This is a genomic window from Haloarcula rara (assembly GCF_029338235.1).
In the GTDB taxonomy this organism is placed as follows: domain Archaea; phylum Halobacteriota; class Halobacteria; order Halobacteriales; family Haloarculaceae; genus Haloarcula; species Haloarcula rara.
Window position 1 is genome coordinate 1,072,038 of the sequence record NZ_CP119785.1, and the last position, 23,798, is coordinate 1,095,835.

The following is a 23,798-nucleotide window of genomic DNA, read 5'->3' on the forward strand; positions in this document are numbered from 1 at the left end:
GTTTTATTACTGCCTATTTTTGCCTTATTATATAAATGTCGAGAAAATTGTCAGTGTGAAACGGACACCTGAGAACTTCGATTCAGGTTAGACCAGTGGGTCGAAAATACCGCCGTCACCGAAGCCACCACCATCGTCACTGTTGCCGTCGTCACTGCTATCCGATTTTCCGCCGTCGTCACTGCTATCCGATTTTCCGCCGTCGTCACTGCTATCCGATTTTCCGCCGTCGTCACTGCTATCCGATTTTCCGCTGTCGTCACTGCTATCCGATTTTCCGCTGTCGTCACTGCTATCCGATTTTCCGCTGTCGTCACTGCTATCCGATTTTCCGCTGTCGTCACTGCTATCCGATTTTCCGCTGTCGTCACTGCTATCCGATTTTCCGTCGCCAAGGCCGGGGAGAGCCGAGTCTCCACCAAGGCCGGGGAGAGCCGAGTCTCCGCCAAATCCGGGGAGATCCGAGTCTCCACCAAGGCCGGGGAGAGCCGAGTCTCCGCCAAATCCGGGGAGATCCGAGTCTCCACCAAATCCGGGGGCGTCCGGCTCCTCCACTGCGTTCCCCTCATCGTTAATAAACATATCCGTCCGATGTTTCTCGTCAACGTTGTCGGCCCCATCTTCAATTGTATATCCGCTGCCCGGTCTCTCTTTCACGCTCGGCGCGTCGGTGTCGATAGCAGTGAGCTGACCGTCGATATAGGTCTTGACCTTGCCGTCGTTGTCTCCATCGGCGATTATCTTCTCCCCGTTCTCGAGAGTGTATCGCATATCAGCACCGCACCCTTGGTTGGGACATTCGGGGTCGTAGCTGCCAGTGCCAATGACGCCATCACCACCACCAACACTCCCAACCGAAACCCGATGCGTCGCGCTGCCGCGATTTCCGAGCGTGTCGTAGGCCACGGCGCGGACGGACGGTGTCCCGGTCTCGTCGAAGGAGTGCGTGAACGAGCGGTTCGCCGCCGAGCCGTTCAACGAGTCCCGCTCGACGACGCTGCCGTTGACCAACCACGTCAGCGTCTGGAGTGACGCTTCCTCGGCCGAGACGTTCGCGGTGAACGTCGCATTGCTACCCGACGCCGTCGCGGTCGGACCGGAAACCGAAACGTCGGGCCCGCTCTCGTTAGTCGTGGTGACATAGAGCGTATCCGAGCGGGTCGCGCCGTCGTCGTCGGTGACGGTTAGTGTCACCGTGTACTGGCCCAGCGCAGTGGCGTCGAACTCCGTCCGGTTGCAGTTTTCACAGTCCGGCGATATCGTCCCGCCACTGGGTGTCTCGATAGTCCAGGAGACGTTCGTAATCTCACCGTCGGGGTCCCGCGAGGCGGTCCCGTCCAGGTACACCGTCGAGTTGACCGGGACCGTCTGGTCGACGCCCGCTTCGGGCATCGGTGCGGTGTTGTCCGCCGCAGCGGCGATACCACTCGTCGAGAACAGTACGACAGCCGCGAGCAGCAGGAGGGCTCCGACGCGCATTGCCGGTAACTGGCCGTCGAATCCTTTATAAAATTACGGACAGCATCGATGAAACGAATATGGCGGATTCGACGGAAGCGGCGGTATCACCCCCCGGCAACCGACGGGCAGGGTTTAAGTATGCCACGGCAACATTGACTGACAATGGGTCTCAAATGCTCCGTCATCGGGCACAAGTACGGTGAGGCGGAAGTCGAACGCGAACGGGAGGAACAGGGCAGCGAGGTCGTCATCACGATTCAGGAACGTGAGACCTGCAAGCGCTGCGGGAAGACGCGTATCGTCTCGGAGAACAAGGAAGTGACCGCTATCGAGACACCGTCGGACATCGCCGGGGACATGATCGACGACGCGGAGCCGACGGCCGACGAGACGGCGGACGGTGACGGGGCGTCGGTCGAGGAAGATCCGTCCGACGACGCGACGCCGGAGGACGAAACAGCCCCGGAGGCGGACGAACAGGAGCCAGCGGTGTCGGGCGAGCGTGACGATATCGACGATAGCACCGTCGATGCCGTGGACCCCGACGCCGACGATGCGGAGATACTCGACGACGATGACGAGGAGGCGCCCGCTGGTGGGGACAGCGAACTCGAGAACCCGTCGACCGAGGTGTCGGTGGCCGACGGTGAGGAGCTGGACGCCGAGGAACCAGCGGTCGCGAGCGACCCGGAGTCCGACGACGGCGTGATAATCGACGGCGACGACGAGGGCGACTCCGTGGTCGACGACCGGGAGCCGGGCGAGTGGCCCGACGAACCCGACAACGACGGCGACGACTGGACGCCCGAGACGGTGGCCACCGGGGCGGACGAAGATGACGAGGAGTCGTCAGAGGTCGAGCCGTTCGGCGGAACGGGCATGACGGTCCCGAACGGGCAGTTCATCTGTCCCGAGTGTGACTTCACCACCGACGTGGCCTCGAGCTCGCTGCGGGCGGGCGATTTCTGTCCCGAGTGTCACAAAGGGGCACTCGAAACCACCGCGGAGTGAACGCAAAGGGTAAGACGGCGCCTTGCAAAACGACGCCCATGCGAGAGTACAAGATGCGACGCGGCGAGCACCTCGAAGACCGCGTCCCGGACATGGAAGCGTTCGTCGAGGAGTACTTCGGTCCAGTAACCGATACGGAGGAACACAACGGTAGTGACCTCCTGGTCGTCGACGAACCCGACAATCCGGTCTTCGAGCGCGTCGTCGCCGGCACCGTCTCCTACGGGAGCAAGAAGGACAAGCTGGCGCTGCACATCGACGAGCGCCCGGCCGAGGAGGTCATCGCCGAGGGCCACGTCGACGCCGCCGAAGACGCCGTCAGCAAGAAGAACAACTTCCTCGAAGAGGCGACCGGTCGCGACGCCAAGGCCCGGCGGGACTCGCTAAAGCGCGACGTCGAGGACGACGCCGACGCGCCCGACAACGTCTGATTGGTCAGTTTACCCGTTTGTCGGTGACCGTTCCGGGGACCGAGCATACTGGGACCTGATGACACCACGCTGTACAGACGCCGCTTGTCGCTATCGGCAATGAGACACTGCCGATATGCCTAAATATCTCCGTGACATACGTTCACATACGCCCCGCCGGAGGCGAACTGAAGTATCCGGACCACCGACGGACCCGCGGTCCTGCGGGTGCGTTCCCCCTGTCATAGTTTGTCCGCTCCGCCGGAAGCGGCCCCAATCCGGCCACTTTGGCACGTCCGTTTTTCCGCTCTCTCGACCGTCGGCAGTCGACACGGCGTGAACGTCGTATGAGCGATAGCGACGGTCGGCCGGGCTGGTGCCGTGCGCGCCCTACTCGGCGAGCCCGTAGCCCCGTTTGAACAGCAGGAGGTCGATCGCCAGCACGACCACGGTCACGCCGGTCAGGACGACCAGCGAGGTGTTCGGGTCGATTTCCGTGACCCCGATCATCCCGTAGCGGACGCCGTTGACCATGTAGACCATCGGGTTGAGCAAGGAGACGTTCCGCCAGAGCGGCGGCAGGACGTCGAGCGAGTAGAACACCGCCCCGAAGAACACCAGCGGCCGGAGGATGAACTGGTTCATCACGGTGAGGTAGTCGAAGTCGCTCGCCCAGAGCCCGCCAATGACGCCGAGGCCGCCAAATAGCGTGGTGATAATCAGCAGGAAGGCGACCAGATACAGTGGATTGGCGACGGGGACGGACGTGAACACCAGTCCCACACCGACAATCAGCAGGGAGGTGACGATCCCTCTGAGCGCGCTCGCCGAGACGTAGGCCGTCACCATACTGCGATTCGACATCGGCGAGGTCAGCACCGCCTGAATGTAGTCGTTCCACCGCCCGTGGAAGATAGTAAAGGAGGCGTTCTCGAAGCTATCCGAGATAGCCCCAAGAACCACCAGCCCCGGCAGGACGAACTGGAGGTAGCTCACGCCCGCAATCTCCCCGATTCGGTTGCCGAGTATCACACCGAACACGGCGAAATACAGCGTGTTCGTGATAATCGGTGGCAGGAACGTGTTGTACGGGCGTCGCACGAACCGGAGGATTTCACGACGTACCAGCGTCGCGAACTGGATCGTGTTCGTGTTCACGCCGACACCTCCGCGAACTCGCGGTCGTCACGGGTCAGGTTCACGAACACCTCTTCGAGGGAGGCCCGGCGGATGTCAAGCGAGATGACGGTGTGGCCCTGGCGTTCGAGTTCGCGCATGAGGCCGGGGGCGGTCTGACTCCCGCCGGCAGCGGTGACGCTGAGGCCGTCGTCGGTGACGGCCACCTCGGAGACACCCTCGACGTCGAGTCGCGGCGCGGTGCGTGGCGGGTCGGCCAGCCCGATGTCGATGGTGTCGGTGCCCCGGGCCATCAGTTCGTCCGGGGCGGCGACCTCGACTTTCCGGCCCGAATCCATGATGGCGACGCGGTCACAGAGCCGCTCGGCCTCCTCGATGTAGTGGGTCGTCAGCAGGATGGTGGTCCCCTCGTCGTTCATCCGGTTGATGATGTCCCAGAGGTCGTGGCGTAGCTGAACGTCGACGCCGGCCGTGGGCTCGTCCAGAATCAGCAGGTCGGGGTTCGAGACCAGTGCGCGTGCGAGGACGAAGCGGCGTTTCATCCCGCCCGAGAGCCAGTCGAAGCGGGTGTCGCGTTTCTCCCAGATGCCCACGGTTTTCAGGGCCTCCTCGGCCCGGCGACTGGCCTCCTCGCTACCGATACCGTGATAGCCGGCCTTGTGCTCTAGAACTTCGATGATAGGGAAGAAGCGGTCGACATTGAACTCCTGGGGCGCCAGGCCGATGCGGTCGCGTGCCTCGCGGTAGTCGTCCTCGACGTCGTAGCCGAAGACCTCGGCGGTGCCGCTGTTCTTTTTCACGAGGCCGACGAGCGTGTTGATGAACGTCGTCTTGCCAGCGCCGTTGGGACCGAGTAATCCGAAGAACTCGCCGCGGTCGACAGTCAGGTCCAGCCCGTCTAACGCCTGCACGTCGCCGTAGTTCTTGCGTAACTCCCGTGTTCGAATAGCCAGTTCCGTCATTGCCGTCCCTATCGGCCCAGCACCGAAAAGCACATTGGACCGCTCCGCCAATGACAGCCGTGTCAGCCGGTGACGCGGGTGTTACTGACCCAGCCGCTCGCGGGAGACGGTGACTCCGGCGGGCGTGATGATGAGCTGGTCGTCGTCCTTCTGGACGATGTCGCCGCCGACCTCGTCGGCGACCTGCTTGAGCTCGTCGCTGATGCGTTCCATCGTGGTGTCCTGCGTGGAGTGGCGCGTGATGTCGGCCACAACGATGTCGCCGTCGTAGACGGCGTCTTTGATGTCGATGACGTCTTTCGACCCGCTGATTCGGGCGATGCGTACCTGTCGCTCGGACTCGACGGCCCCGGTGTCGAAGTTGTCGGCGTTCAGTTCGACGTAGTCGTCCGTCTTCCGGGACGGCCCCGACTCGCCGAGAATCTTGCTCATTAGTCCCATATCACGGAGAGCGGGCGCTACCCGTTTCAACTTTACGTCAGACATGATGGTCGAGCTGGATATATGCCCTGAACAGCGGGCAGGTCCGCCTACACCGAGAACTCGAAGAGGTCGTCCCCGACGTGGTGGATGGACTCGACGACCTTCCCCGACTCGCCGACCATATCCGACCCGTCGGTCCTCGCACGGCCGATAGCGAGGAACTTCCCGTGGGCCTCCTCGTTGATGGCGACCAGGTCACCGTCGCTGATGTCGTCGTCGGCCTCGGTGATGCCGGGGCGCATGATGTCGGCACCGTCGGAGACAAAGGAGATAGCGCCGGTGTCGACGGTGACGACGTGTTTCTCGGGCGGGTGGACGTTGGCGCCCTGGACCGTGAGAAACGGTTCGGCTCCGGCGGCGTTGCCGCCTCCGTCCGAGGCCCCCTGGGCCTCGCTCTCGACGTAGAGCACGAACGGCTCGCCGTCGACGAGGACAACGTCCCAGTCGCTGTCCTCGAACTCGACTTTCTCGAAGCTGTCGGCGTCCAGTTCGACGCCGAGGTTGTCCGCGAGCGCGTCGGCGATGTCGTCGACCGCGTCCGAGCGGAGGTGGTGGCGAGATTTGACGTTCATACGAGCGACTGCGCGGTCAGGGGGCGTAAGCGTAACGAAGGCACGGGAGCGACGCGAGTCTTTAGACCCACCCGCCCGTAGGACCCCCATGCGCGTCGTCACCCTGCTGCCGTCCGCCACGGAGATCGTCTACGCGCTCGGGGTCGAGCCGGTCGGGGTCTCACACGAGTGTGACTACCCGCCGGCGGCCCGCGAGCAGCCTTCGGTCAACCGCTCCCGGGTAGACCCGGAGGCCTCGAGCAGCGAGATAAACGAGCAGGTCGCCGAGGCTGAAGACGGCGACGGCGTCTACGCCGTCGACCGTGAGGCGCTCGCGGCAGTCGACCCCGACGTCGTCATTACGCAGGGAGTCTGTGACGTCTGTGCCGTCGACCACGTGCTGGTCGAAGCTGCCGTCGCGGAGCTCGGCCTGGAGGCCGAGGTACTGACGCTGGACATCCACAGCCTCGACGGCCTCTTCGAGAGCATCCACCGCGTCGGCGCAGCAATCGACCGCGACGAGCGGGCGACAGAGCTCGTGGCGAACCTCCGGGAACGGGTGGCCGCCGTCGAGACGACCGCCGCGCAGGCGAGCGAGACGCCCAGCGTCGCCGTGCTGGACTGGCTGGACCCGGTGATGGTCGCGGGCCACTGGGTTCCCGAGATGGTCGAGCTGGCGGGTGGCGAGTACGGCATGGCCGAGCGCGGGGCGCACTCTCGCCCCCGCGAATGGGACGAGGTCAGGGCGTACGACCCCGACGTGCTGGTGGCCGCGCCCTGCGGGTTCGACATCGACCAGACCCACGAGAACCTCACTGACGTTACCGAGCGACCCGGCTTCGACGACCTCCGGGCGGTGCGCGAGGGGCGAGCCTACGTCGTGGACGGGCACCACTACGTGAACCGGTCGGGCCCCCGGCTGGTCGACACGCTGGAGTTTCTGGCGGCGCTGTGTCACCCCGACCTGTTCGACTCGCCACCGCGGGACGCCGTGGCCGAGCTGGCGCCGCTGCGCGCCTGAAAACAGCGTTCAGAGGGGTGCAGCCGAGAGCGCAACGTAGAGGTTTATCGCGACGACGCCGGAGCCCACGCCGAGGAGCCCGCCGAGCAGGAACCGCCACCGCGGCAGTTGTTCGACGTCCTCCTGGTATCTGAAGAGGACGAGCCCCACGACCAGCATGACGGCGCCTTTCAGCGCGACGACCAGAAGTGGGTCGCGGGCCAGCAGCGTCCGCACCAGCGGGTTCGCCTCGGCCCAGAGGCCGGTAAAGTGCAGCGCGGCGAACGTCGAAAGTAGGTCGCCAGTCCCCCAGACGAACACGATGCCGAAGACGAGTTCGACGTAGTCGGGGCGTTGCAGCCGGCCGGCGAGGGTTCGAGGCGACGAGGTGGACATTGAGAACGCTCTACGACTACGTTGCAAATTCCGAACTGTAAAGCTCCGCTCCCAGTTATCGGCCGTGAGAACTGGCTACAGCTCACAGCGGCCGTCGTAGCTCGCCTCGGAGATGTCGTCGATGGCGGGGTCGTCGCCACACACCGGGCAGTCCGGGTTCGGCGCGATAGGCACCTCGTCTACCGACATCGAGCCGGCGTCGAACGCCAACAGGCGGCCGTCGAGGGTCTCGCCGTAGGCCATCGCGAGTTTGCAGACTTCAGTGGCCTGTAGACAGCCGATGGTCCCCGGGAGGACCCCCAGCACGCCGGCCGTCGAGCAGTCGGGGACGGTACCCGCGGGCGGGGCTTTCGGGAACAGACATCGGTAGCAGGGGCCCTCGCCGGTGAACGTGGTCACCTGGCCCTCGAAGCGGAAGACGGCGCCGTGAGAGAAGGGGACCCCGGCGAGCGTGCAGGCGTCGTTGACCAGAAAGCGGGTCGCGAAGTTGTCGGAGGCGTCGACGACGATGTCGTAGTCGGCGACGAGGTCAGCGACGGTGTCGGCCGACAGCCGAAGCTCGTGGGCGTCGACGGTCACGTCGGGGTTCAAATCGGCGACGAACTCGCGGGCGCTGTCGACCTTCGGCCGGCCCACGTCGCCGTCGGCGTGGATAATCTGGCGCTGGAGGTTCGACCGCTCGACGCGGTCGTCGTCGACGATACCGAGGCGGCACACACCGGCGGCGGCGAGATACTGCAGGACCGGCGACCCGAGCCCGCCCGCGCCGACTACCAGCACGGCGGTGTCGAGCAGCGCCGCCTGCCCCGCCGGCCCCACGTCGTCCATGATGATGTGGCGGGAGTAACGGTCGAGCTGTTCGGGGTCGAGGTCCGGTCGCATAGCGGCGTGTTGGCTACCGTCGGATATAAGCGACGGGATGCAGATGGCCACAGCGTCGCCGTCTCGGGTGGCGGTTGTCGCCGCCGTCGTCCTGAGCGCACCTATCGGGGACCTGAGACTTATTCCCCTGGGCTGCCAAGGCGATATATGAGTGATGGGGAGGAGCCGGACAGCGGACGACGGGCTGGCATGGGCTTGCCCGTCCAGCCGCCCAAGCCGGGGACGGCGATGAGCATCTTCGTCCTGCTTGTCGGTCTCGGTATCGTCGGGGTCGGCGCTTACTCGTACGTGTCCGATTCCGCGGCGCTGGAAAACAGCGTCGAGGTGTCGGCCGAAATCACGGACACCAGCATCGAAGCGGTCGAATCGTCGCGAGGACGGACAGCGTACGTCCCGGTCGTGACGTTCCAGTACCGGTTTCAGGGGACCGACTACACGTCGGACGGAATCTATCCGGGGGATACACAGCCCCAGTACGGGGAGAGAGCGGTCGCAGCGTCACGTCTGTCGGACTACACCGTCGGCGAGCGCGTCACGGCCTACGTCGACCCCGACGCACCGGGGCAGGCGTTCCTCGAACCATCCCGGTCCGGACTGCCGATAGGGGCCATCATCGTCGGCGTCCTCGTCTGTCTCGTCGCTGGCATAGGACTGTATCAGGCGCGCCGGCAAGCACGCGCACGCGAACTCCGCTGAGGGCCTAATTGTTCCGCTGGAGGTCTTCGACGAGGTCGTCCATCTTCCGGTTGATACCGGCTATCTGGTCGGTCTGGCCCTCGGCCTCGTCGGCGATGTCGGCCGTCGCGTCGGCGATGACCTCGGCGGCGTCGGTCGCCTGGTCGACCATACTCGCCACTTCCTCGGTGGAAGCGGCCTGTTGGTCCGTGGCGGTCGCGACCTCTTCGATGCCGTGGTTGACCTCACGGACGGCGTCGTCGATATCCGAGAGAATCTTCGTCGATTCCTCGACGGTGTCGATACCGTCGTCTATCTGTTGGTTGCTCGTTTCGAGACTCTCGACGGCGTTCTCGGTGTCGTCCTGAATGCCGTCTATCATCTGCTCGATGGCGGTCGCCTGTTGCTGGGACTCCTCGGCGAGTGATTTAACCTCGTCGGCGACGACAGCGAATCCCTCGCCGGCCTCGCCGGCGCGAGCAGCCTCGATGGAGGCGTTCAGCGCCAGCATATTCGTCTGGTCGGCGATGTCGTTGATGACCTCGACGATTTCGTCTATCTCCTGGACGCCCTGTTGAATCGTGCGAACGTCCTGGGCGACGCTGTCGGCGGCCTGCTGGATAGCCTCCATCGCCTCGTGGACGTCTTCGGCGTTGTCCTGGCCCCGTTCAGCGAGCTGGGTGGCCTCGCGAGAGGCCGCCGAGACCTCCTCCGAGGATGAGGCAATCTCCTCGACGGACGCCGAGAGGTTCGACACCTCGCTGGCGATTTCGGCCATCCCCTCGTACTGCTCTGCGGTCCGCTCGCGGATGTCGGCCGTCTCCCGGGCGATGTCGACCGACGAGTTCTCCAGTTCGGCAAGCAGCGTCTGTATCTCGCTTGCGACCTCGTGGTCGTAGCCGGCCTGCCGGTCGATGTTCTCGGCGATATCGTCCTCGATATCGGCGTCGATATCGTCGTCGATGTCGGCGCTTGCTGAGACGTCGGGACTCCCGAGCTCTGATTCGGCCATAACACGACTGGCAAGGGAACTGCGCACAAAAAGCGCCATGCCTAATGGAATCAAATCTGAAAACCGAACCGTCGAGAGAGTGTCAGCAGTCGTAGAGGTCGCGGTACTTCTCGTCGGCGTAGGCGAGGAAGTGGTCGGCACTAACGGACTCGCCGGTCGCCTCGCGCACCAGGTCGTCGGTCTCGTAGCGGGCGCCGTGGCGGTGGACGTTCTCGGTGAGCCAGTCGTGGATGTCATCGAAGTCGCCGTCACGAACGAGCGTGTCCACGTCGCCCACGTCGGCCCGGAGGTGGTGGTCAAGCTGGGCGGCAAGCACCGAGCCGAGCGTGTACGTCGGGAAGTAGCCGATAGCGCCGTTGGTCCAGTGGATGTCCTGCAGACAGCCCTCGGCGTCGGTCTCGGGTCGCACACCGAGGTACTCCTCCATCTTCTCGTTCCAGACCTGTGGCACGTCCTCGACGGCCAGGTCGCCCCGAATCAGGTCCCGCTCGATTTCGAAGCGGAGGACGATGTGCATGTGGTAGGTGAGTTCGTCGGCCTCCACGCGAATCAGGTTGTCCGGGTGGACCGTGTTTGCGGCCTCGTAGAACTCGCGGGGCGAGGCGTCGATGCCGAGGTGGTCGTTGGCCGTCTCGGCAAAGTGGTCCCAGAACGGCCGGGAGCGGCCGACGTGGTTCTCCCAGAATCGCGACTGTGACTCGTGGACCGAGAGGTCCCGGTTGTCGCCCAGCGGTGTGCCGTACTGCTCCCGTGGGAGTCCGAGCGTGTAGGTGGCGTGGCCGAACTCGTGGATGGTCGAACCGACGGCGTCCATCGGGTCGTCGGGCTTGAAGCGGGTGGTGACGCGGGCGTCGAACTGCGTCCCCGTGGAGAACGGGTGGGGCGCAGTGTCAAGGCGGCCGTGGTCCCAGTCGTATCCCAGCGTGGCGAGGGCGTCCTCGACGAGCGCGTGCTGGGTGTCGTCGTCGTAGGTTCCCGAGAAGGGATCCGCGAGGGTGACGTCGCTGTCGGCGATGTCGTCGATGAGGGGAACCAGTTCGTCCCGCAGCGTCGTGAGGACGTCCTCAGCGGTGTCGATACCCAGGTACGGCTCGTACTCCTCAAAGAGAACCTCGTAGGGGTCCCGGTCGGGGTCGATGGCGGCGGCGTACTCCCGTCGGAGCTGTACCATCTCTTCGAGCGTGTCGGCGTACATCTCGAAGTCGTCCTCGGCCTTGGCCTCCTCCCAGACCGGCAGGGCGTTCGAGGACGCTTCCGAGATGCGCTCGACGAGATCCGAGGAGACCCGCACCGCGCGTTCGTGGTCCCGTCGGACCTCCCGGACGACGGCCGCCTCCTCGGCGTCGAGGTCCGCCGCCTCGAGTTCGTCCAGCCACTCGCCCAGCTGGTCGTCGGTCAGCAGGTCGTGGTGCAGCGTCGAGAGGGCGGAAGACTGCTTGGCGCGGGCGGGCGTGCCGCCCTCGGGCATCATCACCTGCTGGTCCCACTGGAGGACGCTCCCCGCATCGGAGACGTAGTGGAGCTGCCGGACGTGCTCTATGAACTGCTCGTAGGTCTCGCTCGTCTCGGTCGTCGTTGCCATGGCAGGGGGTTAGACTGGCTGGCCTATCTTGGTTCCGCTAGAGAATCCCGCCGTTTACGGCGGGAGTGAATCGCGTGAGCTCCGTGCCACAATAGCCACACTGTTGCCTAACTGAATAGCCAACATAAGTATTTATTGGAGTGAAAAGTATAAATTATTGTGTAAACAGATACTGATATGAAGTGCGGTGGTGACCTGCACGAGCGGGTCAAAGTGTACGCTCACAAGAATGGTACTCCGCCATCCGCGTGCCTACCGCGAGCTAATTGAACAAGGATTAGAGATAGATGGAAACGGCGACTAAGACGCTCGAAGCCACACTCGCCCCGCCGACAGCCCACAAGGAGGGGAAACTGTGTGATCTGCTCGAAACCTACCGTGAGGGGCTACACGAGGCGTTTGACGCCGGGTGCGACACGATGAGCGCAACTAGCGAAGTGGTGACGCCTTACGACCTGCCGTATCAGGCAAAAGCGGCCCTCTGCAACTACGTTCCACAACTGCACGGCGCCTACGGCGCTCAAGAGTTAGACGACGACCACCCGGTTCGGCTCACCAATCAAGCCGCCGAGTTTGATCACTCTCCGGCGCGAGAATACGAGTTTACATGGTGGGCACCCCAGCCCGGTCGCGGAACGAATTTCTGGATACCGCTTCGTATCAACCCCGAACAAGAGGGACTGTGGCACGACCTCGTGGACGGGGACGCTTCGGCGGGCCAACTCCGCCTGCAACGCAATCGCACATCGTGGACGCTACACGTCACTGTCGAATTTCCGGTCGAAGAACCCGACTACGCGATAGACGGCGACGACGTGACACACATCGGTCTGGATATTGGTGAAACTGCCCTGATAACGGGCTGTGCCCTCAAGGACGGTTCACCAACTGGCCCGTTCGTGTGTGACGGGAGCCGTGCGAAGCATCTCCGCAAAGAGATGCACACGACCCTGAAAAGACTCCAAGAGCGTGACGCCGCCGAGTGGCGGATTAACGAGCGATTCGACCACTACCAGAACGCACTCACGGATATTGTCGAGAAAGCGTCTCGACAGGCCGTTGAGTACGCCCGTGGTTTCGAGAAGCCGGTAATCGTGATGGAGAATCTGACCTACATCCGTGAGGAGATGGACTACGGTTCTTACATGAACCGGCGGCTCCATGCGTGGGCGTTTGCTCGGTTACAGAACCGCGTCAAGGACAAAGCACGGGAGGCTGGTATCCCCGTTGAGTACGTCCGACCGGAGTACACCAGTCAGACGTGCCACGCCTGCGGCTACATCGGAAACAGGGCCACACAAGGCACATTTCGGTGTACCAATGACGAGTGCCGCGTCACGGAGTTTCAGGGCGACATAAACGGCGCAATTAACGTTGCACGACGGGCTGACCCGTGGGGAGAGAGCGTGCCGCTGAAACCGGCAGGCAGTGACTCGCCGCGGGGTGGGAGTGCCTGTGACAGCACCACGACCTCGTTCGAGACGGCGAAGCCGTCTCGTGATCACGAAAGACGCAACGCGTCTTTCAAACGACACCGTGAGATGAGCGAGAAACACTCGCAAATGACTCTCTCGGCGTTCCACGGGTCGGAACCCTCTACCAGCGATAATCGCACTTAGCTGGTATTCCACATGCGTGGGAAGCCGCGCCGTTTACGGCGCGGAGGATGTCACAGACGCGTTGCCGGCGGAAAGCCTGGACGTCACTGGGTCCGCCGGCACAGCCACGCCCCGGCGCCAAGCACCAGCCCGAGGAGCGCCGAAGAAGCGCCGAACCCGGGACCCGACGCACCCGTGGTAGGCGAGCCCGACGCTGTCGTGGCAGTGGGCGGCGTCCCAGTGGGAGAGGACTGCGCCCGGGACGGTGTCGCCGTGGCCGACTCCGAAGAGAGCTCGAACGTCCCGACGACGCCCGCGTGGTCCGAGGGCCAGACGCGGACCGTCTCGCCATCGACCTCGACCGCGGTTCGGTCCTCCGGCTGGTCGCCGACGCGGTCGATAGCTGTCGGGCGGACCGAGCCGCGGTACAGCACCGTGTCGATGCGTCGGGAAAGCAGTGACTCGTCGTTGCGCAGGTCCTTGGCCTGACAGCAGGTGGCACCGTTCGCGTCGGGCCGGAGCTCGGGGTAGGGGTCGGTCAGCGAGCGCGTCAGCAGGTCGTAGGCGTCCTCGCCCGGAGCGCTGTTGAGGTCGCCACAGACGACCACCGGCCCCGTCGCGGGGAGCGCGTCGAGCAGTTCCTGTGCCTGCCGGCGTCTGTATCGGGGCGAGGCCGACGCCAGATGGGTCGAGACGGCCCGGACGTCGACGCCGCCGACGGTCACGTCGGCCGCGCTGTAGCCGCGAGTGATGGGTAAGGTCCGGTCGCTCTCGGGTATCGGGAGTTCCAGCGCGGCGTCGTAGGTCGCCGTCACCGGGTCGGCGGTGTCGAGGTCGCTCCGGACGAGGAGCACGTCACGGTCGGTGATACGGAGGTCGACCGGGTCGTCGTCGGTCTCGGCGGGCAGTTCGAAGTCGTTGGCCACCGACTCGGCGGCGACGGTGTAGTCGAGCCCCCGCTCGGCCAGCGCCGTCCGAATCCGGTCGAGCAGGTCGACCACCACCTCGCCGGCCGCCGCCCTCGAATCTGTGCCGTACGCACCCGTGTCCTGCCGTCGGAGCAACACCGCTTCCTGCAGGGCCAGCACGTCCACGTCGGCGGTCTCGACAGCCGCGGCGATGCTGTCGGCGCGGGCCGCGTACAGCTCGGGCTCGATATCCGCGAGGAACCCGCCGGTAACGTCGCGTACCTCGGCCAGTGAGTCCGCCCGCAACAGCTCGGCGACGTCGAAGCCGAGATACGCGTTCTGGGTCATGACCGTCGCGGCGGGCGACGCTCCGGCGGCTGTCCCGGTCGCCCCGGCGAGTCCGGCGGCGACAGCGGCCGTGCTCCCGAGGACGGCCCGGCGAGTGACTGGCGAGCGTGTGGTGTCCGGCGAACGCATACACGGGAGACTGCGTAGAGCCGACAGAAATAATGTCGTCTCCCGTACCATTTATATCGAGTGTCGGCGGGGCGGTCATCCCAGCCACGACGCGACCACACCGTCGTAGATTCGCCGGCACCGTTCCAGCACGTCGATTGAGACGCTTTCGGTCGCGGTGTGGGCCTCGCCGGGTTCGGCGGCCCCGACCACGACGCAGTCGGTGCCAGCGGCGGCGAGCCAGCCGGCGTCGGTCGCGTGTGGCTTGACGACGTGTTCGGGGTCAGCGTCCTGGGCCGCGGTCGCTGCGTCCAGTACGGCGTCGGCGAAGTCGGCGTCGCCACAGGCCATCGGCGGGAGGTCCTGGTCGACCCGCAAGGAGACGCCCGCGATATCCTCGATACGCTCCAGGGGAGCGCGCTCGCCCGGCACCGTCCGCTCGTCGACGGTCGCCTCGCAGCGTTCGGGGACGACGTTCCAGGCCGAGCCGCCGTCGATTTCGGTGACCGCGACGCTCCCCTGGAGCTCGTGACCCAGCACCTCAGCGGTCGGAGAGTCGAGGTCCCTGACCACGTCGACCGCGTCGGTCGCCCGATAGATGGCGTTCTCGCCGGCGTCGACTTCGCTGGCGTGGGCCGCCTCGCCCTCGGCGGCGATTGTCGACCCCCGCCGGCCCTTGTGCGCGACGGCCACGTCGGTCACCCCCGGCCCGGAGTAGCCCGTCGACCCCTCCACGACGACGGCGTAGTCGGTCTCGAACCCGTCTTCGACGGCGGCCCGACACCCCTCGCCGCCCTGTTCCTCGCCGGCGAATGAGGCGACGACGAGTTCACCGTCGGTGGGGTCGGCGGTAGCGAAGGTCAGCATCGCCGCCGCGAGCGAACCCTTCATGTCGGCGGTACCGCGGCCGTAGAGGCGCTCGCGTGTCGTTTCACTCCCGCTCGCGCTGTTCGAGGCCTCACTCCGTTCGGCCTCGCGGCCCTCGCGTGTCGTTTCACTCCCGCTCGCACCGTCCGTGGTCTCGCGGCGCTCGACCACGTACTCACCGTCCTCGTCGACCTGCGACTCGTCCGGCGGCACGACGTCGTGGTGGCCGACCAGCGCGAGCGAGGGCTCGCCCGTCCCCTTGCGCGCGATGACGTTGCCGTGTACGTCGTGAGTGACAGCGGCCTCAGTGTGTTCGCGGAGCCAGTCGGCGACGAAGGCGCCGGCAGCGGCCTCGTCGGCGTGGCTCGGAATCGCGACGAGTTCCTCGGTCAGTGAGACGACGTCCATACCCGGGCGACGGCCGCGACGGGTTTGGCTCTTTTTCTACCGCAGCCCGGCGTACGCCACGCCCAGGACGCCACCGTAGGCGGCGTGCCACAGCAGGCTCGGCGGGGCGAAGTTCGGGAACGGCGGGGCCATCGGGAAGCCGACGGCCGAGAGCCAGATGGGCATCACGAGCGCCGCGAGGCCGACCCACGCGAGGACCCCCCAGAAGAGGCCCAGCCCGACGACGGTGCCGGTTGAGTGGTCGCCGGGGTAGCCCCGTTCGAGAAGCGCCGCGAAGACGACTCCCAGGACGGCGCCGTGCGAGAGGTGGACGGCCCAGCCGGCGACGCCGCCCGAGAGGCCGTACAGGGCGGGAATCGCACCCGCCAGCACTGCTGCGTTCATGAGCGATACGAGGACGCCCATCACGGCGGCCCCTGCGATACCACCGACGACGCCCGCCTGCCAGTCTGCGAGGCGGACGCCGGTGTCGGCCGAGGTAGAAGTGTCGGTTGCCATTGCACGCTGAGATGCGACAGATAGTATCAAATAGCCGACCTGAAACCGCGGCGGGCCCGCACGAGCACGATAGCTTCAAGTACAGAACCGCACGACACCTGCTCATTCATGCGCCCTCGGTTCGGATGGCAGGTATTGTCGCACACGTGCTGTGTCGCTGATAGCTATCCGACCTCAGTCGGGCCCGCTGAACGGAAAGCTTCAGGGCGGTCACCGCCGACCTGTGGGTAATGACTGCCACCGTCGTCGCCGCGGTAACCACCGCGGGGTTGCTCGGCGTGACCCACGCCGTCGAACCCGACCACGTCGCCGGTATCGCGTCCCTGACCGGCGAGTACGGCGACTCCCGGCTCTCGGCGCTGGCGGGCGCGTGTTTCAGTCTCGGCCACGTCGCCCTGGTGGTCGCGTGGCTCGGGCTGGCCTGGCTCGCGCTCGGGCAGACGTCGTTCCCGCCGGTCTTCGACGCCGTGGGGACCGTCGGGGTCGGCGTCGTCCTCGGTCTGCTCGGGGTCGCGATGGCGGTCGGGGGCCTGCGAGCGGTGATTCGGACCGACGAGCACGACCACGGCGACCGACGCCACAGCCACCCGCACCTCGGGGTGACCCTCCCCGGGGGCGACGCCGACCACGGCCACAGCACCGTCGCCTATCTCAAGACCGGTCTCGTCGGCGCACTGTTTACCCTCTCGCCGCCGGTGTCGATGATGGTCTTCGCGGCGACGCTCTTTCCCGACTACGGGGGCGGCGTCGTCGCGCTGGCCGTCCTCACCTACGGCGTGGCCATCACCGCGACGATGAGCGCCATCGGGGCCGGAGCTGGGACCGTTTTCGGCGCCACGAAGACGTGGAACGGGCGGGTCCACGCCGGGGCGAGACTCGTCGCCGGCGTCGCCATCGCCGCGCTGGCCGGGTCCTTGCTGCTCGACGGGGCCACCGTGCTCGTCTAGGTCACGGGCCGGCTAGCGCTGCCGTACCGACTCCACACCCTTTTCAACGCCTGCGACAAACCCCAGGTATGGAAATCGTCCCGGACACGAGCGTGGTCATCGACGGCCGCGTGTCCACACAGGTTGCCGCAGATGCCGACGCCGACAGCGAGGTCGACGGGCTGGGCTTTGCGGGCGCGACGGTCGTCGTCCCCGAGGCGGTCGTCGGCGAGCTCGAAGCACAGGCCAACGACGGCCGGGAAACCGGCTGGGAGGGACTCGAAGAGCTGCAGGCGCTGGTCGAACTGGCCGACGACGGCACCATCGACGTGGAGTACGTCGGCCGGCGGCCCGACGCCGTCGAGAAGCGCGACGCCGGCGAGGGCGAAATCGACGCGCTCATTCGCGACATCGCCGGTGACCGCGGGGCCACGCTGGTCACCAGCGACGACGTGCAGGCGGAGGTCGCCCGCGCGAAGGGGCTCGACGTGGAGTACATCGAGCCGCGAGGTCGGACCGTCGACCGACTGAAGATAGAGAACTTCTTCGACGAGGGGACGATGAGCGTCCACCTCAAAGTGGGCGTCAAACCCTACGCAAAGAAGGGGTCCATCGGGGATATGCACTACCAGCCTATCCGCGATACAACCGCCACCGAGGACGAACTCCGCGAGTACGCCGAGGACGTCCTCGACGCGGCCCGGGACTCCGCCGATGGCTTCCTCGAACTCGACGAGCCGGGGATGAGCATCGTCCAGTTCCGCGATATGCGTATCGCCATCGCCCGGCCGCCTTTTTCCGACGCCCGGGAGATTACCGCCGTCCGACCCATCGTCAAGACCGACCTCGACGACTACGAACACGCCGACGAGCTCCGGAATCGGTTCACCGAGCACCAGCGCGGCGTCCTCATCGCCGGCTCGCCCGGTGCCGGCAAGTCCACCTTCGCCCAGGCCGTCGGGGAGTTCCTCGTCGATTCGGACTACTCCGTCAAGACGATGGAGAAACCGCGGGACCTCCAGGTCGGTCCGGATATCACCCAGTATACGGCGCTGGGGGGCTCAATGGAGAAGACCGCCGACTCGCTGCTGATGGTCCGGCCCGACTACACCATCTACGACGAGGTCAGGAAGACCGACGACTTCGAGGTCTTTGCCGACATGCGACTCGCCGGCGTCGGGATGGTCGGGGTCGTCCACGCCACCCGGGCCGTCGACGCCCTCCAGCGGCTCATCGGCCGCGTGGAACTGGGACTCATCCCCCAGATAGTCGACACCGTCGTCTACATCGAGGCCGGGCAGGTCCACACCGTCTACGACGTCAAGACCGAGGTCAAGGTCCCCCACGGCCTGATGGAGGAGGACCTCGCGCGCCCGGTCATCGTCGTCCGTGACTTCGAGACCGGCCAGCCCGAGTACGAGATATACACCTTCAACCGCCAGGTCGTCACCGTCCCGCTCAACGAGGACGAGGACGAACAGGATTCGGGCGTCGACCGCCTCGCGAAACAGGAGGTCGAACGCGAGATCCGCTCCATCGCCCGCGGGCACGTGGACGTGGAACTCCGCGGTCCCAACAACGCCGTCGTCTGGGTCGAAGAGGACGACATCCCGCAGGTCATCGGGAAGGGCGGGGGCCGCATCACCGACGTGGAGAATCGCCTGGGTATCGACATCGACGTGCGCACGTTAGACGAGAAGCCGACGGGTCCCTCCGGCGGGCCCCAGAAAGACAGCGGCGGCCAGCAGGGCGAAATCGTCCAGCCAGAGGTCACCTCCCGGCACGTGATGATTCCGCTCAACGGCCACGCCGGCGACACCGTCGAGGTGCAGGCCGACGGGGAGTACCTCTTTACGGCGACAGTGAGTCGCGGTGGCGAAATTCAGGTCTCCCGTGGCTCCGGCATCGCCGAGGAACTGGAGCGAGCTATCGACCGCGGCAGTACCATTACCGTCGTTCCGTCGTAGCGCCGGGAATTCCTTCGTCCCGTCGCAGCGTCGGGCATCAACCATTGGTTCGTCGAACCACCGAGTGGCCGCTGTCTCGCTGCCCGTCAGACTCCGTCACGACCAGGGAGTAATCCCTGTTTTTTACTCGAAGTTTTTTCACAAACACGTATATAAGTAGCCGAATCTAGCGATAAATTGCGCTATACCCATAGATAGCAATAGAATATAAGGACATTCCCAGACGTATGTCCACAGCACTTTTGTACTACTCCGTGGTTGTTGTTGACATGGCAGTCAACGAATCACGTACCGTCGAATCGACCGTTCCCTCGGCTGGGCCGGACACCTCGGCGATGACGAGCGACCGCTACTGTCGCCACTGTACCGAAATCGCGCTGGCGTACGACCCGGCCGCCAACCGAGCCCGCTGTCGGTCCTGCGGTGAGCTGGCATGAGCGTCCGCCGGGCAATTCGGGCGTCGCTCAGGAACCGCTCGGGCCGTGGCTGTGGGTTCTGTGGGCAACGGTACGGCGACCGGCGAAGCTGTCCGGCCTGTTCGGACGGAAAGCGATAGGAGAGTCAGTCCGAGATGGCGGGGTCGGCCTGTTCGGCCGGCGACTCGTTCAGTTCGTAGAGGTTCTGTCGGGCGTCCGCGAAGTAGACGTCTTCCTCGATAACGCCGACCTCGTCGAGTCGTTCGAGCGCATACCGGACCGTGCGTGCCGAGAGCATCGACTCCTCGACGATGCCTTTCTGTGTCAGCGGCCCGTCGTACTCCAGTACCTTGTAGACGAGCTTCGCGCTGGGTGGGAGATCCGAGATACCCTCGCCATCGGTTTCCGTCATTAGCTCCAACGAATGTCGCCGGATGCATAAAGATTGAGGAGTGGCTGCGCCAGACGCACGCTCACGCAGGTTCTGGCCCGGAACCGCGCCCCTTTTGGTGGCGGGTCGTCGAACTGTGGGTATGGCTACGGAATCGGCGGACGGAATGAGTTCCCACATGCGGGGGCTCACTGTCACGACGATAACGGCGATCGCCGGCATCGCCGCGGCGTTCGTATCGAACGCCGTGGCGAGCGGTGCGACCGACACGCTCGCGCTGGTCGTCGTCCTCGCCGCCATCTTCGTGCAGCTCCCGCTGTTGCGGGGTATCGGTATCCTTGACGACGACTTCTCGGGGAAAGACTACCTCTACATCTCCTTCATGACCTTCGCGCTGTGGTTCGTGTCGTGGGGAATCCTGCTGACTGCGGGGGCCTGAGATGGCCGACGACAGCATCGCAGTGGTCGACCTGGAGCGGTGCCAACCCGACCGCTGTAACTACGAGTGTATGAACTACTGCCCGCCCAACCGGAGCGGGAAAGAGTGTATCGTCAAACGGGGCGACACCTACGAAGAGGACGAGGAGTTCGAGGGCAAGCCCGACCAGGTCCGAATCTCCGAGGAGATCTGTCTGGGCGAGAGCTGTGGTATCTGTGTCAACAAGTGCCCGTTCGACGCCATCGAGATTATCAACCTCCCACAGGAACTGGACGACGACCCCGTCCACCGCTACGGCGAGAACGCCTTCGCGCTGTACGGGCTCCCGTCGCCGGCGGAGGGACAGGTCACCGGCATCCTCGGGCCGAACGGTATCGGGAAGACCACCGCCGTCCGCATCCTCGCCGACGAGATGGCGCCCAATCTGGGCCAGTACGGCACCGAGCCAAGCTGGGACGAGGTTCTCGAGGAGTATCGGGGCACCGCCTTGCAGGACTACCTCGAACAGATGCGCGACGGCGACGTGACCGTCGCCCGGAAACCCCAGTACGTCGACCGCATCCCCGACCAGTTCGACGGGCCGGCGATGCAGTTGCTCGAACAGACCGACGAGCGGGGCGCCCTGGACGAGCTCATCGACCGGACCGGTATCCGCCCGGTCGTCGACAACCACATCGACGACCTCTCCGGCGGGGAGCTCCAGCGGGTCGCGCTGGTCGCGACCCTCGCGAGAGACGCGGATTTCTACTTCCTCGACGAGATTACGCCCTATCTGGACATCGGCCAGCGGATGACCGCCGCTCGCCTGATTCGGGAGCTCGCCGAGGAGGGCGACCGGTCGATGCTCGTCGTCGAGCACGACCTCGCCATCCTGGACCTGCTTGCGGACAACATCAACGTCGCCTACGGGTCGCCCGGGGCGTTCGGTATCATCACGCCGCCCAAATCGACCAAGAAGGGCATCAACCAGTACCTCTCTGGCTTCCTCGAGAACGAGAACATGCGCATCCGCCAGACGGAGATTCAGTTCGAGGAACACGCCCCCCGGCCCGGGTCGACGGGCGACGTGGTCATCGAGTACCCCGACCTCACCAAGTCCTACGGCGACGGGGAGTTCAGCCTCGACGTCGAGGCCGGCACCATCCGCGAGAGCGAAGTGCTCGGTGTGGTTGGGCCCAACGGTATCGGGAAGTCCACGTTCGCGAAGATGCTGGCCGGCCGGCTCGAACCCACCAGCGGCGACGTCGACAGCCGGCTCGACATCGCCTACAAGCCGCAGTACATCGAGATAGACCAGCCGATGCGGGTCGACGCCTTCCTCTCCTCGATCACCGACGACTTCGGCAGCTCCTACTGGACCACCGAGATCGCCGACCCACTCCAGCTGGACGCGGTGATGGAACAGCAGCTCACCGACCTCTCGGGCGGGGAACGCCAGCGCGTGGCCATCGCGGCTTGCCTCTCGAAGGACGCCGACCTCTACCTGCTCGACGAGCCCTCGGCCCACCTGGACGTCGAACAGCGGGTGCTGGCCACCTCGGCCATCCGCAGGTACGCCGAGAACCACGACGCGACGGCGCTGGTCATCGACCACGACATCTACATGATAGACCTGCTTGCCGACCGACTGCTCGTCTTCGACGGCGAGCCCGCCAAATCCGGCCACGCGGCCCCGCCACAGGGGATGCGCGAGGGGATGAACGAGTTCCTCGCCAACCTCGATATCACCTTCCGCCGGGACGAGCGCACCTCCCGACCCCGCATCAACAAGCCCGACTCACAGCTCGACCGGAAACAGAAGAAGGCCGGCGAGTACTACTACGCGCCCGACGAGAACTGAGACGGCTTGATGTAGTCTCTCACCGCATCGGCACCCCAGTTTGGATGGGGACCGGTAAACAGCGACACCAATTCGTATGAGCTACAGGGTCGAACGTACCGCTCGCCGAAGGCGAGCGGTTTCACGCGAATCGCCAATGGCGATTCGCGCCTTTTTCGCCCACGTTTTTCGAGGCGTGGTGCGCGAACGGGGTGAGCGCACCAAACGACGAAAAAGGTGGTGGAGAACACATGGAGGCGCCGGTGCGGCCTAGGCAGCCGGGTCACTCGTATCGCCGGTCTCGGAACCGGCGACGGCATCGTCGAGTCCGTCAGCGACCTCGTCGGGGTCGAACTCCTCGTCGGGCCGGAGCTCCCTGTCAGGGGAGTCCCCCGACTGTGTTTCGGTGACCGATTCGTCGCCAGTGACTGCGACGAAGATGTCACCGAGCTCTGCAATTCGGTCGCGTGACTGACTCGTGCTCATCGCAATAGGTACTACAGACTACGGGCCCATAGCAACACCACCTAACTCGTTAGGACAGTCGACGTCGGGCGGTTCTACAGGACGGTTCGCTGGCAGGAGCCACACAGCGAGGGCTCTTTGACGTCGACCTGTCGCACCGTCGGGGAGAAGTTCATCACACAGCGCTTGTTGTCACAGTGTTCGAGCCCGAGCGTGTGGCCGATCTCGTGGACGACCTCCTTTCGCACACGGGCAGAGAAGATGTCGCTTGCCGACTGGTTCGAGAAGCCGCCGTCAGAGGAGGTCTGGAGCCGGTACGTCGAGATAACGCTGCCGGAGCCGCTGAGGTATGCGAGACCAAAGACGTAGTTCCGACGACGGTAGAAGAGGTCTTTCGGGGTGATAGCGATGTTCTTATCGCCCGAGCCGACCCGTCGCGCGAGGTCGATGAACTCCTCGGCCCGGTACTGGTCGCGGTCGCTGTGGTACGCACCGGCGGGGACTGACTGCGGTTCGTGCATGGAGACCTCGCAGTCGTATGTCTCACGGAGGCCCTCCGAGGCCTCCCGCTTTACGAGGCTGGAGACCTCGCCCACCGGTACGATGTCGACGTGCATGGGAACCCATAAACGCCACCGGGCCATAAGTTTCCCGCCGTGACAGCGCCCGTGACCGCGCTCGTTACCCGACTCTCCGAGGCCGATTCCGTCGTCGAGGTCGGCGTCGGCAACCGGTCCGACGTCGCCGCCGGGCTGGCCGAGCGAGGCGTCGACGTGACCGCGACCGATATCCGCGAGCGGTCGGTCCCCGAACTCGTTTCCTTCGTCCGCGACGACGTGACCGAGCCGACGCTGTCGGTCTACGAGGGGGCAGACGTCGTCTTCGCTCGCAACCTGCCGCCCGAACTCCAGCGGCCCGTCCGGGACGTGGCGCGGCGGGCCGACGCCGCCTGCTGGTTCACCACGCTGGGCGGCGACCCGGTCGTCGTGCCGGCCGAGCCCGAGCAACTGCCCGGCGGCGTGGTGCTGTACCGAGCGACGGCCGAGCCCGGATAGCAAGCGGCTTGAACGAGCGCGCG

Annotated in this window: 26 protein-coding genes; 11 read left to right on the plus strand and 15 right to left on the minus strand. The window is 65.2% G+C overall.

Translation table 11 applies throughout. The features are described 5' to 3' along the window. Positions 1-87 precede the first annotated feature (87 nt). Positions 88-1,479 (minus strand): PKD domain-containing protein, encoded by a 1,392-nt coding sequence (locus tag P1K32_RS05605; protein ID WP_276251715.1) that lies wholly within the window; start codon positions 1,477-1,479, stop codon positions 88-90. A 144-nt stretch (positions 1,480-1,623) separates the two neighbouring features. On the opposite strand from P1K32_RS05605, the gene P1K32_RS05610 reads away from it, so the two are divergent. Together P1K32_RS05610 and P1K32_RS05615 are read left to right on the plus strand one after the other, a co-directional pair. Further along, a complete protein-coding gene (locus tag P1K32_RS05610; RefSeq protein ID WP_276251716.1) occupies positions 1,624-2,472 on the plus strand; it encodes a DUF7093 family protein in 849 nt (282 codons plus the stop codon). A gap of 38 nt (positions 2,473-2,510) precedes the next feature. Next, positions 2,511-2,903 carry a DUF5611 family protein gene (locus P1K32_RS05615; RefSeq protein WP_220586370.1) on the plus strand — a complete coding sequence of 131 codons (393 nt, stop codon included), beginning with the start codon at positions 2,511-2,513 and terminating at the stop codon, positions 2,901-2,903. Between the two features lie 369 nt (positions 2,904-3,272). On the opposite strand, the gene P1K32_RS05620 is transcribed toward P1K32_RS05615, so the two are convergent. The 4 genes from P1K32_RS05620 to P1K32_RS05635 all read right to left on the minus strand — a co-directional run bounded on the left by P1K32_RS05620 (position 3,273) and on the right by P1K32_RS05635 (position 6,036). Continuing rightward, on the minus strand, positions 3,273-4,040 hold the full coding sequence (locus tag P1K32_RS05620; protein WP_276251717.1) for an ABC transporter permease: 768 nt from the start codon (positions 4,038-4,040) through the stop codon (positions 3,273-3,275). Beyond that, positions 4,037-4,981: an ABC transporter ATP-binding protein gene (locus tag P1K32_RS05625; RefSeq protein ID WP_276251718.1), complete on the minus strand. Its 945-nt coding sequence runs from the start codon at positions 4,979-4,981 to the stop codon at positions 4,037-4,039. Before P1K32_RS05625 ends, P1K32_RS05620 begins: the two co-directional genes overlap by 4 nt. Positions 4,982-5,062: 81 nt before the next feature. After that, complete coding sequence (locus P1K32_RS05630) at positions 5,063-5,422, minus strand: cell division protein SepF (protein ID WP_276251719.1); 360 nt, start codon at positions 5,420-5,422, stop codon at positions 5,063-5,065. Positions 5,423-5,511: 89 nt separating this feature from the next. Next, positions 5,512-6,036, minus strand: coding sequence for an RNA-binding protein (locus tag P1K32_RS05635; protein ID WP_276251720.1), 525 nt, complete (start codon positions 6,034-6,036; stop codon positions 5,512-5,514). A gap of 88 nt (positions 6,037-6,124) precedes the next feature. Between P1K32_RS05635 and P1K32_RS05640 the strand changes: the two genes are divergently transcribed. Continuing rightward, positions 6,125-7,036 carry a cobalamin-binding protein gene (locus tag P1K32_RS05640; protein ID WP_276251721.1) on the plus strand — a complete coding sequence of 304 codons (912 nt, stop codon included), beginning with the start codon at positions 6,125-6,127 and terminating at the stop codon, positions 7,034-7,036. A gap of 9 nt (positions 7,037-7,045) precedes the next feature. On the opposite strand, the gene P1K32_RS05645 is transcribed toward P1K32_RS05640, so the two are convergent. Both P1K32_RS05645 and ubaA read right to left on the minus strand, forming a co-directional pair. Next, a complete protein-coding gene (locus tag P1K32_RS05645; RefSeq protein WP_276251722.1) occupies positions 7,046-7,411 on the minus strand; it encodes a DUF5658 family protein in 366 nt (121 codons plus the stop codon). A 75-nt stretch (positions 7,412-7,486) separates the two neighbouring features. Beyond that, positions 7,487-8,293, minus strand: a complete 807-nt coding sequence (gene ubaA / locus P1K32_RS05650) for an SAMP-activating enzyme E1 (RefSeq protein WP_276251723.1) — start codon at positions 8,291-8,293, stop codon at positions 7,487-7,489. A 147-nt stretch (positions 8,294-8,440) separates the two neighbouring features. Here ubaA and P1K32_RS05655 point away from each other — a divergent pair, with 147 nt between their 5' ends. Beyond that, positions 8,441-8,989: a DUF3592 domain-containing protein gene (locus tag P1K32_RS05655; RefSeq protein ID WP_276251724.1), complete on the plus strand. Its 549-nt coding sequence runs from the start codon at positions 8,441-8,443 to the stop codon at positions 8,987-8,989. Positions 8,990-8,993: 4 nt separating this feature from the next. Here the strand turns inward: P1K32_RS05655 and P1K32_RS05660 are convergent, their stop codons facing one another. Both P1K32_RS05660 and P1K32_RS05665 read right to left on the minus strand, forming a co-directional pair. Next, on the minus strand, positions 8,994-9,980 hold the full coding sequence (locus tag P1K32_RS05660; RefSeq protein WP_276251725.1) for a methyl-accepting chemotaxis protein: 987 nt from the start codon (positions 9,978-9,980) through the stop codon (positions 8,994-8,996). A gap of 82 nt (positions 9,981-10,062) precedes the next feature. Then, on the minus strand, positions 10,063-11,562 hold the full coding sequence (locus tag P1K32_RS05665; protein ID WP_276251726.1) for a carboxypeptidase M32: 1,500 nt from the start codon (positions 11,560-11,562) through the stop codon (positions 10,063-10,065). Positions 11,563-11,849: 287 nt separating this feature from the next. On the opposite strand from P1K32_RS05665, the gene P1K32_RS05670 reads away from it, so the two are divergent. Next, positions 11,850-13,181, plus strand: coding sequence for a transposase (locus P1K32_RS05670; protein WP_276251727.1), 1,332 nt, complete (start codon positions 11,850-11,852; stop codon positions 13,179-13,181). Between the two features lie 83 nt (positions 13,182-13,264). Here P1K32_RS05670 and P1K32_RS05675 read toward each other — a convergent pair whose 3' ends face one another. The 3 genes from P1K32_RS05675 to P1K32_RS05685 form a co-directional block, all read right to left on the minus strand. Then, positions 13,265-14,545 carry an endonuclease/exonuclease/phosphatase family protein gene (locus P1K32_RS05675; RefSeq protein WP_276251728.1) on the minus strand — a complete coding sequence of 427 codons (1,281 nt, stop codon included), beginning with the start codon at positions 14,543-14,545 and terminating at the stop codon, positions 13,265-13,267. Positions 14,546-14,620: 75 nt separating this feature from the next. Next, positions 14,621-15,799: a M20 family metallopeptidase gene (locus P1K32_RS05680; protein WP_276251729.1), complete on the minus strand. Its 1,179-nt coding sequence runs from the start codon at positions 15,797-15,799 to the stop codon at positions 14,621-14,623. Between the two features lie 36 nt (positions 15,800-15,835). Next, complete coding sequence (locus P1K32_RS05685; RefSeq protein WP_276251730.1) at positions 15,836-16,297, minus strand: histidine kinase; 462 nt, start codon at positions 16,295-16,297, stop codon at positions 15,836-15,838. A gap of 230 nt (positions 16,298-16,527) precedes the next feature. Here P1K32_RS05685 and P1K32_RS05690 point away from each other — a divergent pair, with 230 nt between their 5' ends. From P1K32_RS05690 to P1K32_RS05700, 3 genes are all read left to right on the plus strand, one after another. Beyond that, positions 16,528-17,244 (plus strand): hypothetical protein, encoded by a 717-nt coding sequence (locus P1K32_RS05690; RefSeq protein WP_276251731.1) that lies wholly within the window; start codon positions 16,528-16,530, stop codon positions 17,242-17,244. A 68-nt stretch (positions 17,245-17,312) separates the two neighbouring features. Further along, positions 17,313-19,190: a PINc/VapC family ATPase gene (locus tag P1K32_RS05695; RefSeq protein WP_276251732.1), complete on the plus strand. Its 1,878-nt coding sequence runs from the start codon at positions 17,313-17,315 to the stop codon at positions 19,188-19,190. A gap of 269 nt (positions 19,191-19,459) precedes the next feature. Continuing rightward, positions 19,460-19,627, plus strand: coding sequence for a hypothetical protein (locus tag P1K32_RS05700; RefSeq protein ID WP_276251733.1), 168 nt, complete (start codon positions 19,460-19,462; stop codon positions 19,625-19,627). Positions 19,628-19,751: 124 nt separating this feature from the next. Here P1K32_RS05700 and P1K32_RS05705 read toward each other — a convergent pair whose 3' ends face one another. Further along, on the minus strand, positions 19,752-20,018 hold the full coding sequence (locus P1K32_RS05705) for a helix-turn-helix domain-containing protein (protein ID WP_276251734.1): 267 nt from the start codon (positions 20,016-20,018) through the stop codon (positions 19,752-19,754). Between the two features lie 121 nt (positions 20,019-20,139). Between P1K32_RS05705 and P1K32_RS05710 the strand changes: the two genes are divergently transcribed. Both P1K32_RS05710 and P1K32_RS05715 read left to right on the plus strand, forming a co-directional pair. Beyond that, complete coding sequence (locus P1K32_RS05710) at positions 20,140-20,436, plus strand: EMC6-like membrane protein (protein ID WP_220586349.1); 297 nt, start codon at positions 20,140-20,142, stop codon at positions 20,434-20,436. Position 20,437: 1 nt separating this feature from the next. Beyond that, complete coding sequence (locus P1K32_RS05715) at positions 20,438-22,276, plus strand: ribosome biogenesis/translation initiation ATPase RLI (RefSeq protein WP_276251735.1); 1,839 nt, start codon at positions 20,438-20,440, stop codon at positions 22,274-22,276. A gap of 249 nt (positions 22,277-22,525) precedes the next feature. On the opposite strand, the gene P1K32_RS05720 is transcribed toward P1K32_RS05715, so the two are convergent. Both P1K32_RS05720 and P1K32_RS05725 read right to left on the minus strand, forming a co-directional pair. Further along, on the minus strand, positions 22,526-22,741 hold the full coding sequence (locus P1K32_RS05720) for a hypothetical protein (RefSeq protein ID WP_276251736.1): 216 nt from the start codon (positions 22,739-22,741) through the stop codon (positions 22,526-22,528). Between the two features lie 74 nt (positions 22,742-22,815). Beyond that, positions 22,816-23,337 (minus strand): archaemetzincin family Zn-dependent metalloprotease, encoded by a 522-nt coding sequence (locus P1K32_RS05725; RefSeq protein ID WP_220586345.1) that lies wholly within the window; start codon positions 23,335-23,337, stop codon positions 22,816-22,818. Between the two features lie 39 nt (positions 23,338-23,376). Here P1K32_RS05725 and P1K32_RS05730 point away from each other — a divergent pair, with 39 nt between their 5' ends. Beyond that, positions 23,377-23,775, plus strand: a complete 399-nt coding sequence (locus tag P1K32_RS05730) for a UPF0146 family protein (RefSeq protein ID WP_379690896.1) — start codon at positions 23,377-23,379, stop codon at positions 23,773-23,775. The last annotated feature ends 23 nt before the right edge of the window (positions 23,776-23,798 follow it).

What these genes read in the sequence shown, in the direction of transcription:
- P1K32_RS05605 (WP_276251715.1), bottom strand. Translation starts at nt 1,479, where the DNA reads ATGCGCGTCGGAGCCCTCCTGCTGCTCGCGGCTGTCGTACTGTTCTCG.
- P1K32_RS05610 (WP_276251716.1), top strand. Translation starts at nt 1,624, where the DNA reads ATGGGTCTCAAATGCTCCGTCATCGGGCACAAGTACGGTGAGGCGGAA.
- P1K32_RS05615 (WP_220586370.1), top strand. Translation starts at nt 2,511, where the DNA reads ATGCGAGAGTACAAGATGCGACGCGGCGAGCACCTCGAAGACCGCGTC.
- P1K32_RS05625 (WP_276251718.1), bottom strand. Translation starts at nt 4,981, where the DNA reads ATGACGGAACTGGCTATTCGAACACGGGAGTTACGCAAGAACTACGGC.
- P1K32_RS05630 (WP_276251719.1), bottom strand. Translation starts at nt 5,422, where the DNA reads ATGGGACTAATGAGCAAGATTCTCGGCGAGTCGGGGCCGTCCCGGAAG.
- P1K32_RS05635 (WP_276251720.1), bottom strand. Translation starts at nt 6,036, where the DNA reads ATGAACGTCAAATCTCGCCACCACCTCCGCTCGGACGCGGTCGACGAC.
- P1K32_RS05640 (WP_276251721.1), top strand. Translation starts at nt 6,125, where the DNA reads ATGCGCGTCGTCACCCTGCTGCCGTCCGCCACGGAGATCGTCTACGCG.
- P1K32_RS05645 (WP_276251722.1), bottom strand. Translation starts at nt 7,411, where the DNA reads ATGTCCACCTCGTCGCCTCGAACCCTCGCCGGCCGGCTGCAACGCCCC.
- ubaA (WP_276251723.1), bottom strand. Translation starts at nt 8,293, where the DNA reads ATGCGACCGGACCTCGACCCCGAACAGCTCGACCGTTACTCCCGCCAC.
- P1K32_RS05655 (WP_276251724.1), top strand. Translation starts at nt 8,441, where the DNA reads ATGAGTGATGGGGAGGAGCCGGACAGCGGACGACGGGCTGGCATGGGC.
- P1K32_RS05660 (WP_276251725.1), bottom strand. Translation starts at nt 9,980, where the DNA reads ATGGCCGAATCAGAGCTCGGGAGTCCCGACGTCTCAGCAAGCGCCGAC.
- P1K32_RS05665 (WP_276251726.1), bottom strand. Translation starts at nt 11,562, where the DNA reads ATGGCAACGACGACCGAGACGAGCGAGACCTACGAGCAGTTCATAGAG.
- P1K32_RS05670 (WP_276251727.1), top strand. Translation starts at nt 11,850, where the DNA reads ATGGAAACGGCGACTAAGACGCTCGAAGCCACACTCGCCCCGCCGACA.
- P1K32_RS05675 (WP_276251728.1), bottom strand. Translation starts at nt 14,545, where the DNA reads ATGCGTTCGCCGGACACCACACGCTCGCCAGTCACTCGCCGGGCCGTC.
- P1K32_RS05680 (WP_276251729.1), bottom strand. Translation starts at nt 15,799, where the DNA reads ATGGACGTCGTCTCACTGACCGAGGAACTCGTCGCGATTCCGAGCCAC.
- P1K32_RS05685 (WP_276251730.1), bottom strand. Translation starts at nt 16,297, where the DNA reads ATGGCAACCGACACTTCTACCTCGGCCGACACCGGCGTCCGCCTCGCA.
- P1K32_RS05690 (WP_276251731.1), top strand. Translation starts at nt 16,528, where the DNA reads ATGACTGCCACCGTCGTCGCCGCGGTAACCACCGCGGGGTTGCTCGGC.
- P1K32_RS05695 (WP_276251732.1), top strand. Translation starts at nt 17,313, where the DNA reads ATGGAAATCGTCCCGGACACGAGCGTGGTCATCGACGGCCGCGTGTCC.
- P1K32_RS05700 (WP_276251733.1), top strand. Translation starts at nt 19,460, where the DNA reads ATGGCAGTCAACGAATCACGTACCGTCGAATCGACCGTTCCCTCGGCT.
- P1K32_RS05705 (WP_276251734.1), bottom strand. Translation starts at nt 20,018, where the DNA reads ATGACGGAAACCGATGGCGAGGGTATCTCGGATCTCCCACCCAGCGCG.
- P1K32_RS05710 (WP_220586349.1), top strand. Translation starts at nt 20,140, where the DNA reads ATGGCTACGGAATCGGCGGACGGAATGAGTTCCCACATGCGGGGGCTC.
- P1K32_RS05715 (WP_276251735.1), top strand. Translation starts at nt 20,438, where the DNA reads ATGGCCGACGACAGCATCGCAGTGGTCGACCTGGAGCGGTGCCAACCC.
- P1K32_RS05720 (WP_276251736.1), bottom strand. Translation starts at nt 22,741, where the DNA reads ATGAGCACGAGTCAGTCACGCGACCGAATTGCAGAGCTCGGTGACATC.
- P1K32_RS05725 (WP_220586345.1), bottom strand. Translation starts at nt 23,337, where the DNA reads ATGCACGTCGACATCGTACCGGTGGGCGAGGTCTCCAGCCTCGTAAAG.